Raw genomic sequence first — 8633 nt, 5'->3', positions numbered from 1 at the left:
TGGTGGTGGACTTTGTGATGCGTGTATAGGTGACTGTCTTGCCTTTGTCACCGAGATCATCAATATCGTACTGCGCCTCGAACGGCGCCAGTGCGCGCGCGCTTTTCAGCTGTTGGGTGACCAGGCGCCGTGCCAGCGTGCGCCAGAGCCATTCCCACGGCAACTGCTGCCAGCGGATCACGCGCTGCACCAGCACCAGCAAGGCAAAGATCAGTCCGGAAAAAACCAGGCAAACGAGGTCCAGCCGAACCCCGTGCACAAGCAGGCCGCCGCTAGCGGCAAAGGCCAGTGCCGTCACCAGGCCGATCACGCTGCCCCACACCATGACGGCATGGAGTCTGGGCGCCTGCGCAAACGCCTGCTGCATCTGCCGCTCGCTGGCCTGCAAGCGTTGCTCGACGCCGCCGCGTACCCTGTTCGCCAGCAGCCTGGCGTGAAACGCTGCTTCCAGTTCGGGCGCCATGCGTTCGAGGGCTTCCGTAGTGATAAGCGTGCGCAGGCGAAGGAGAGGGGGATGCGGCTTGGTTTGCATGTGCAATCAGTTGTTTATCAATGGGTGGCCGCCATGTTAACCGATTGGTATTGCCTTCGTATACACTGCCTGCCGCAGGCGTGTATCGCCAAGCTGGTTCTAACTAGTCAAATCCGCTACACTGCGCGCTTCATTTTCGCAGTGTAGAAAAGGCATCATGCGCAGCGCCAGTCCGACTTTTCCCTTCCTTTTTCTGCCTATGCTGCTTTTGCCCACTGCTGCCTGCGCCGAGGATGCGCCGCTGCAGAAAGTGGAAATTTCGGCCGCCAGCGGCGTGCTGCAGCGGCGCGACGGTACGGCCGCGAAGATCATCGTCAGCCGCGACGACCTGGTCCAGTATGGCGACAGCAGCCTGGCGGCCGTACTGAAACGCCAACCCGGCGTCTCCGTCGTCGGCGGCGAGGTGCGCTTGCGCGGCCTGGGCGCCGGCTACACGCAAATGCTGATCAACGGCGACCCCGCGCCACCCGGATTTTCCATCGAGTCGGTTGCCCCTGAGATGATCGAGCGCATCGAGATTTTACGCAGCGCGACGGCCGAATACAGCATGCAAGCCGTCGCCGGCAGCATCAATGTCGTCTTGCGCAAGGGCGCCAGCGGCGCCGAGCGCGAATGGAAACTGGGCGCGGGCCGGGGCGACGGGCGCTGGCAGCCTGCCGCGTCCCTGCGCGTGGCGGATAAGCTGCCCGGTTTCGCCTATGCACTGACGGGCGCGCTGGAGCGCACGGCCGATGACGTGGCGGGAAGGACGATTGAAACAGCGTCCGATCCGGCCGGCACGCTGCTGGCGCGGCGCGCCACGCGCACGCGCAATGCCTCCTCCGTCAACAAGGCCAGCCTGACGCCGCGCCTGCACTGGACCCTGGATAATGGCGATACCATTACCTGGCAAGGCCTGCTGGACTGGTACCGCACGGGGTTTGACGGCGTGGCCAGCGAAACGGCCTGGCTGGGCATGCCTACGGCGTATCCGCGCAATGGCGCCACTTCGCAAGCGAGCGTGTTTTCGGCGCGCAACGACGTGAACTGGGCGCACGCGCTGGGAACGGCGGGCAAGCTGACGGCCAGGCTGGGCGCCAACCACAACCGGCGCGATACGGATTACGCGTTCCATGGCGCGGCGGCCGATGGCACGCCCCTGCTGCTGCGCGGCGTCGTGTCCGATGCCATCGACGACAGCGTCAACAGCAGCGGCAAATACCTGGGCCGGCTGGGCGGCGGGCATGCGCTGAGCGTGGGCTGGGATGGCAGCCTGATACGCCGCAGCGAATCGCGCCGCCAGCGCGACACGTACCTTGCCGGTGGCGCGCCGTACGCGCTCGATGAAGACTACACGGCTGACGTGCGGCGCCTGGCACTGTATGTGCAGGATGAATGGGACCTGACGCCGCGCCTGCAAATGTATGCAGGCGTGCGCTGGGAAGGTTTGCAGACGGCGACCGAGGGCCGCACCCTGAGCGAAGTGCGTACGCGGGCCGGCGTCTGGAGTCCCGTGGCACAGTTGCTGTGGAAACCGCCGCAGCAGGAACGCGACCAGCTGCGCCTGGCGCTGGCGCGCACCTACAAGGCACCCACCACGCGCAACCTGGTGCCGCGCCGCTATACCGTCAATAATGGCAACGGCGCCAATAATCCCGATTTCCAGGGCAATCCCGACCTGCGCCCGGAACTGGCGTGGGGGCTGGACGCTGCCTGGGAGAGCTATTTTGGCAAGAGCGGCGTGGCCAGCCTGTCGGCATACGCGCGGCGCATCAGCGACGTCACCGTGCAGCGTTTGTTCCAGCACGGTGGCATCTGGACCGCCAGCCCGTTCAACAATGGCACTGCCACGCTGCGCGGCATCGAAATGGATGTGAAATTCCCCGTGCGGACCTGGTGGGCGCAGGCGCCCGATATCGACGTGCGCGCCAATGCGGGGCGCAACTGGTCCAGCGTCGCCGCCGTGCCGGGTCCCGGCAACCGTCTGGCCAGTCAGGTGCCGGCCACGCTCAACCTGGGACTCGATTACCGGCTCTCGCCGGGGATGAGCATGGGCGGCAATCTGCATGTGCAGACGGGCGGCCTGGCGCGGCTCGACGCGCACGCCAGCAGCCATGCGGGCGTGCGGCGCACTCTCGACGCGTATGCGCTGTGGCAGCCGGACGCGAAAACGCGGGTGCGCCTGTCGGCGGCCAATTTGCTGCATCAGCAGCAGGAGCAAGGGCTATCCTATGTCGATGAGGTGGGCCGCAGCGACAGCCTGACGAGCCTCGATGGCAGCGCGTCGCTGCGCCTGATGTTCGAGCGCAGCCTGTAAGCATCAGTGTCTGGTGGGCTTTTCCTGCTGCACCAGGATGAACGGGCTGACGACGACAGCCCACAGTGCCGCGTCGGCGGCTTGCCAGTCCAGCGCCTGCTGGTCAGACACTTTGGCCACTTTGACATCGGCCATCCATTGCGCGATGGTCGCCTTGTCGTCGTGCGAGATGCGCACTGCCACTTCGACCAGGTCGAGCTCATTGGCGACCCAGACGACGTTGCCCTGGGCGAAGTGCTTTTCCAGTTCGCTCCAGGCCAGGCGGGCCGTTTCGCTGTTCACTTTGAGGCGCAGTTCGGTGTCTTTTTCAGGATTGGTTTGCATGCGAAATATCAATGTTCGGTGAGTCGGGTGCCATTGCGCGCGGCTGGCTTGCCTTACACGGCTTCCACGCGCGGCGTCGGCGTTCCCTGCCATGTTAACCGATAGGCGGCCCCTTTGCGAACATTGCCCACCAGGGCAGGGCGGAAACAGGCCAGGTTGGTGCCGCTGGCGTGCCGTACGCTGGGGAAGATCACGCCCATGGAGCCTGATTCAAGCAGGATGGCGGCCAGCTCTTGCGAGGCGATGTAACTGGCCGGGTCCAGGCAAGCCTGGTAGCGCTCCTGGCCGCGCAGGTCGTGGAAGCTGGCGGAGAAATCGGCCAGCAGCGACTGGTAGCTGACGCTGTCGTCGAAATAGTCGATTTCCTGGTATTCCACGGTTTTATGGAAAATGATCTCGGCCAGCGCCGTTGGCATGTCGAAGGCACAATACCAGGCACCCCGCTCGCCATCGTTGAAACGCGCCCCTTCCGGCCGGGCGTAGGTGTAGGCGGCGTTGATGATGCGGAAGTTTGGCACGCCAAATACCAGCTCGTCCACGCCAATTCCTGGCGCGCCGCCATACTCGGCCACCAGGCGCGCGTTGGTGGCGTTATCGAGTTCAAACAGCTCGCGCAGGTGAGCGTCGTCCTCGGCCAGGGGCGCCAGCACGGAGTCTTCCATGTCGGCGAAGCGCGAGGGGATCAGACGGCAAGTGTCGATCTGGCGCAGGGCGGCCAGCGGCGGCAGTTCGTCATTCGGCGCGGCGGGCACGATTACAGCCCTCCGCGGCGCGCATCGAGCAGCTTGCGCACCGTCTGCATGGCCAGCAAGCCGCCGGCCAGCATCTGCGACAGGGGCGTGCGGCCACCAAACACGGGATTTTTATTGGGCAAGCTCACCCATGCGTCGGCCAGCTTGTCGCCGTACAGGATGTGCAAGGCCTTGTAGATGCCCAGCAAGTAGGAAATGCGCGTGATGCGGTCCACTTCCAGCACGCGGTCCGGGTGCTTCTTCCACTCGTAATAGGCGCTGCTGGACAGGCCGCCCAGCAATTCGCGGGCATCGTCGTCGCGCAACTTCCAGGCGGCGGCCAGCTTGAAAAATCCCTTCAGTGCCGCTTGCGACAGGCGTTCGCGCTCGGCTTTGGCATTCAGGTCGACGAGCACGGCCGGCTCGAAGCGGCTCTTGGGATAGGCGTAGGCGAGATTCATGGTACTCCTCCGATAAAACTCCGTTTATGGACTAGATATACTCCTTTTTAGGATTCATTGCAAGGGCCGCGCGCAGGAAAAACGGGGCGCGCCAGGACGTGAGTCCCGCTGCGCCCCGTTGATATATAGATAGCGTATTCGCCTTTTCCAGGAGGAAATCTTGCCAGCTTGATCAGGCGAATTGATGAAATAGGCTGTTTCAAGCATCAATCCTCGAACGCCATGCCTGAATACGGCGCTGCGCGGCAGGCCGCCAGCCGCTGCGCCAGGCTGCCCGCATGGGCTTCCAGCTGGTGGCCATCCGGATCGAGAAAATACAGGGAATCGCCGGCGCTGCGGTTCTGCTGCCATTCTGGCACGCCGCTGGCGCGCAGCCGGGCGGCAAAGGCGGGGAAGTCTTGTTGCGAGATGGAAAAGGCATAGTGCGTGTAGCGGCCATCCATGGCGCCCGCTACCCCCGCATCCAGCGACAGGCACAGCCACAAATCCCCTGCCGACAGATACGCCCCCCTGTCCCAGCGCGCATGCAGGCGCAGGCCCAAGGTGTTGCGGTAAAAGTCGACGCTGCGCGCCAGGTCGCTCACGGACAGGGTGAGGTGGTTCAGGCCGGTCAACATGGCGTGGAATGTGTCATGAAGGTGGCCCATGGGTTTGGGCAAGTGCCGTCAGACAGGCTCTGCATGCTCCACCATGAGCTGCACCTTCGTCGTGCCATTGTATTCATTCGCATCGAGCCGGAAGGCGACCCTCGTGCGTTCGCCCAGGGCGTCCGTGTGGCCGAACCAGATGGCGTCGAAGCGCACGCCGTTCTTTTCCAGCAGCAGTTTCAAATGGCGCTCTTTGAGGATGCGCTGGCTGACGACGCGGAATTCGTCACAGAAGACGGGCGGGGCGAAGCCCTGGCCCCACACTTGCCCATCCATCAGTTCGATGAAGGCCGTCGTGTAGTAGGCGTCTTCCAGCGGGCCGTCCGTTTCCACGACTCTTTCCAGCTGCTGCTGGCTGAGCCAGGCCTGGCCCACCGCTTCGAAAGCCTGGCTAAACGCCTCGAAGGCGTCGGCGCGGATGGTCAAGCCCGCTGCCATGGCGTGGCCGCCGAACTTGTCGATCAGGCTCGGTGCCCGTTTCGAGACCAGATCGAGCGCGTCGCGCAAGTGAAAACCGGGAATCGAGCGGCCCGAACCCTTGATCCAGCCGTCCGCGCCCGGCGCGAACGTGATGGTCGGGCGATAAAACTTTTCCTTCAGGCGCGAGGCAACGATGCCGATCACGCCCTGGTGCCAGGATGCATCGAAGACGCTGATGGTGCTGCTGTTGGCCGGTTCGAAATCGTCGAGGTGCAGCAAGGCCGTATCTTGCATTTCCGCCTCGATTTCGCGGCGTTTCAGATTGATGTCGTTGAGTTGCTGCGCCAGCGCCCAGGCACGGCCTTCATCGTCCGTGATCAGGCATTCGATGCCCAGCGACATGTCTTGCAGGCGGCCTGCCGCATTCAGGCGCGGTCCCAGCGCGAAGCCCAGGTCGAACGGCGTGGCGCTGCGCGCTTCGCGGCCCGCCACGCGGAACAGGGCGGCCACGCCCGCGTGCATATTGCCCTTGCGCATGCGTTTCAAGCCTTGCGCGACGAGGATGCGGTTGTTCGTATCGAGGCGCACCACGTCGGCCACCGTGCCCAGCGCGACCAGGTCGAGCAGGTTATCGAGCTTGGGTTGCGTTTGCGCATCAAAGATGCCGCGCCGGCGCATTTCGGCGCGCAGGGCCAGCAAGACGTAAAACACCACGCCCACGCCCGCCAGGTGCTTGCTGGGGAAACCGCAGGCGGGCTGGTTCGGATTGACGATGACGGCTGCGTCGGGCAGGGTGTCGGCCGGCAAATGGTGGTCGGTGACGACCACCTGGATGCCGCGCCGGTTGGCCTCGGCCACGCCATCGATGCTGGCGATGCCGTTGTCGACGGTGATGATGATGTCCGGGGACTTTTCACGCGCCGTCAGTTCGACGATTTCCGGCGTCAGGCCGTAGCCGTATTCAAAACGGTTGGGCACGATGAAATCGACGTCGGCGCCCATGGCGCGCAAGCCGCGAATGGCCACGGCGCAGGCGGTGGCGCCGTCGCAATCGTAGTCGGCGACGATGACCATGCGTTTCCTGGCGGCTATCGCGTCGGCCAGGAAGACGCCGGCTGCGCCAATGTGCAGCAAGCCGGACGGCGGCATCAGGGACGCCAGTTCGCTCGACAGTTCTTGCGCGTCGGACAGGCCGCGCGAGGCGTACAGGCGGGCCAGCACGGGGTGGATGCCACCCTGTCGCAGCAGTTCGGATGCGCGGTAAGGGCAGGGACGGGTGGCGATGCGGGTACGTGTCATGATGCTTTCAACTTGTTCAGGGTAATCGCGCGCCAGAATTTGCGCTGTGCATGCTTGCTGGTGCTGCTAGCCAGCCAGGCGTCGCGGTGGCTCAGCACCAGGCGCAACTGTCCAAGCCGGCCATCTTTCACGGCCGCCAGCAGGGGCGCGAACCAGTCTGCTTCCAGTGCCTGCAACTGTTGCAGCCACATGCCCCACTCCTGCGCCTGCGCCGCTTCGATCAGGCCGCCCAGCACGACGACTGCGTCGGCTTGACCTGCCAGCACACTGCTTGGACTGGCATCGCGCCGTGATGGTTCCGCCAGTGCCGCCAGCCAGCCTGGCGCGTCCTTGGTATGCAGGCTGGCGGCGCCGCGCGCCGATGCAGGTGCAGATGCGGCCGTGGCCAGGCTGGCGCCCCAGAGCCAGAAGGAGTTGATGGCTTTCAAGCCCCGCTCTTCGCGCGCCGCATTGACGGGGTGCTCATGCCACAGCATCTGCACTTCGTTTTGCAGGCGGCGCGCGGCGCGCGCGTGCTCGCCTTCGGGCATCCAGACGGACAGGTCTTGCGTGGTGGCGGCGTCCGGCGTGGCGCACTGCAAGTCGCTCCAGGCGTCGGCGCGCATGAACCAGGTGCCTGCGTCGCCATACGACAGGGGCTGGCCGATCTCGTCGAAATACGGGGCCGCAATGTCGAACAGGGCGCGGCCATCGGTTTCGCTCAGCTTGAGCTGGCGCAAGTCCTCCAGGCTGATATGGCTGCGCGCAATGGCCAGGTGGGCCGGATGCAGCAGGAAGTAGCGCCTGCCCGCTTTCGGCACCAAGCCGTAGCCGCGCATGGCCTCGGCTGCAAAGGCTGCCTGCGCGGCCTCGCCGTTGGGCACAGGCGACAGCTTCAGCGCGTGCGCCAGCCACGCTTCATGCGGCAGCAGGCGGTTGGCACTATCAAAAGTTTCCAAATTGCAAGCGGAGGTGCGCGACAGCAGGGCCGCCAGGGCAGGCGCCTGCAAGACCTTGAGCAGGTCGGCAGCCAGTTCGGCATTGGGCAAGGCGAAGGGCAGGACGAGGGTAAGTTGATTCATCCCGAGATTGTAGGCGATTGTGGCCATGCCAGAGTAGGGGCATGCAATCTTTGCCGAACAGGGATGGTATCAAAAAAACACATAACTTATCTTAATTTACTTATTATTTAAGGAAAACAATTTGCTTTTGCAAATTTAAACGATATAATTGCGCTAACTTAAATGTCAGAAAGACAATCATACCCTTGCCGTGTGGTTGCGTCGCTTGGCTTCTGTGTCCCTCGAAATTGTATACAAGATGCTGCCGGCTTCATTTTTTAAACAAGTTTCTTTCTTGGAAGCCCACCCATGTATACATTCGCCGCTTTGCGCGGCCAGGCTAATTGCGCCCTGGCCTCCCACGTTTCCACTCCTGCCGCCACCGTTGCGCATCGCCAGGAGGCCGCATGACTACCTACAATCTGTCGACCACGGTTCACGTGTGTGAAGACATTAACAAGAACTTTGACATCCGCGACTTGTTGATACAGGCCGGCTACACGGCACAAGGCGAGCTGAGCATCAAGAATTTCACCGTTCTGTTGCCCGATGATACGGAATCGACCAGCAACACACCCCTGTTCGGCATGCTGGACTCAGACACCGTGTATGTGCGTCCCGGCGACTGGGCGGCCAATTACAACGGCAATTTCTCGACCATTCAGGTGACGATAGACAAGGGCAATGGCGACATCGTTCAGCTGGAATTGCAAGTGATCATCGATCCCGTCAACGACGCGCCCGACGCGGCAGACAAGACCTTTAATCTGGTCGATGGCTCCAGCGTTGTGCTCAGCGAAAGTGATTTCGGCTTCCACGATGATGTGGAGCACGATGGTTTCAAATCGGTCGTCATCACCAACACGACGACCGCCGGCCAGGT

Annotated in this window: 9 protein-coding genes; 2 read left to right on the top strand and 7 right to left on the bottom strand. The window is 63.3% G+C overall.

Features of this window, described 5'->3' with window-relative positions:
- A partial coding sequence (locus tag K0F85_RS10440) for a hypothetical protein (RefSeq protein ID WP_219115963.1) occupies positions 1 to 532 on the bottom strand: 532 nt, incomplete at its 3' end.
- 157 nt (positions 533 to 689) lie between these two features.
- On the opposite strand from K0F85_RS10440, the gene K0F85_RS10435 reads away from it, so the two are divergent.
- On the top strand, positions 690 to 2828 hold the full coding sequence (locus K0F85_RS10435; protein ID WP_257572669.1) for a TonB-dependent siderophore receptor: 2139 nt from the start codon (positions 690 to 692) through the stop codon (positions 2826 to 2828).
- 3 nt (positions 2829 to 2831) lie between these two features.
- Here K0F85_RS10435 and K0F85_RS10430 read toward each other — a convergent pair whose 3' ends face one another.
- The 6 genes from K0F85_RS10430 to K0F85_RS10405 all read right to left on the bottom strand — a co-directional run bounded on the left by K0F85_RS10430 (position 2832) and on the right by K0F85_RS10405 (position 7771).
- The gene (locus K0F85_RS10430; protein WP_219115962.1) at positions 2832 to 3152 is read right to left on the bottom strand and encodes a DUF2288 domain-containing protein; all 321 of its coding nucleotides are present in this window, start codon (positions 3150 to 3152) and stop codon (positions 2832 to 2834) included.
- 53 nt (positions 3153 to 3205) lie between these two features.
- Positions 3206 to 3904 (bottom strand): RES family NAD+ phosphorylase, encoded by a 699-nt coding sequence (locus tag K0F85_RS10425; RefSeq protein WP_219115961.1) that lies wholly within the window; start codon positions 3902 to 3904, stop codon positions 3206 to 3208.
- 2 nt (positions 3905 to 3906) lie between these two features.
- Positions 3907 to 4344, bottom strand: coding sequence for an MbcA/ParS/Xre antitoxin family protein (locus tag K0F85_RS10420; RefSeq protein ID WP_219115960.1), 438 nt, complete (start codon positions 4342 to 4344; stop codon positions 3907 to 3909).
- 206 nt (positions 4345 to 4550) lie between these two features.
- On the bottom strand, positions 4551 to 4961 hold the full coding sequence (gene fos, locus K0F85_RS10415; RefSeq protein WP_219116061.1) for a fosfomycin resistance glutathione transferase: 411 nt from the start codon (positions 4959 to 4961) through the stop codon (positions 4551 to 4553).
- A 48-nt stretch (positions 4962 to 5009) separates the two neighbouring features.
- The gene (gene recJ / locus K0F85_RS10410) at positions 5010 to 6710 is read right to left on the bottom strand and encodes a single-stranded-DNA-specific exonuclease RecJ (RefSeq protein WP_219115959.1); all 1701 of its coding nucleotides are present in this window, start codon (positions 6708 to 6710) and stop codon (positions 5010 to 5012) included.
- Positions 6707 to 7771, bottom strand: coding sequence for a hypothetical protein (locus tag K0F85_RS10405; RefSeq protein ID WP_257572668.1), 1065 nt, complete (start codon positions 7769 to 7771; stop codon positions 6707 to 6709). Before K0F85_RS10405 ends, recJ begins: the two co-directional genes overlap by 4 nt.
- A gap of 386 nt (positions 7772 to 8157) precedes the next feature.
- On the opposite strand from K0F85_RS10405, the gene K0F85_RS10400 reads away from it, so the two are divergent.
- Positions 8158 to 8633 (top strand): hypothetical protein (locus K0F85_RS10400; RefSeq protein WP_219115957.1); only part of this gene is annotated, 476 nt, incomplete at its 3' end.

It is taken from the genome of Janthinobacterium sp. UMAB-56 (assembly GCF_900095265.1).
In the GTDB taxonomy this organism is placed as follows: Bacteria; Pseudomonadota; Gammaproteobacteria; order Burkholderiales; family Burkholderiaceae_D; genus Janthinobacterium.
This window is presented reverse-complemented; position numbering and strand designations above follow the sequence as displayed.

Excerpts from the sequence above, each read along its gene's own strand:
- K0F85_RS10435 (WP_257572669.1), top strand. The coding sequence starts at position 690 with ATGCGCAGCGCCAGTCCGACTTTTCCCTTCCTTTTTCTGCCTATGCTG.
- K0F85_RS10420 (WP_219115960.1), bottom strand. The coding sequence starts at position 4,344 with ATGAATCTCGCCTACGCCTATCCCAAGAGCCGCTTCGAGCCGGCCGTG.
- recJ (WP_219115959.1), bottom strand. The coding sequence starts at position 6,710 with ATGACACGTACCCGCATCGCCACCCGTCCCTGCCCTTACCGCGCATCC.
- K0F85_RS10430 (WP_219115962.1), bottom strand. The coding sequence starts at position 3,152 with ATGCAAACCAATCCTGAAAAAGACACCGAACTGCGCCTCAAAGTGAAC.
- K0F85_RS10405 (WP_257572668.1), bottom strand. The coding sequence starts at position 7,771 with ATGAATCAACTTACCCTCGTCCTGCCCTTCGCCTTGCCCAATGCCGAA.
- fos (WP_219116061.1), bottom strand. The coding sequence starts at position 4,961 with ATGTTGACCGGCCTGAACCACCTCACCCTGTCCGTGAGCGACCTGGCG.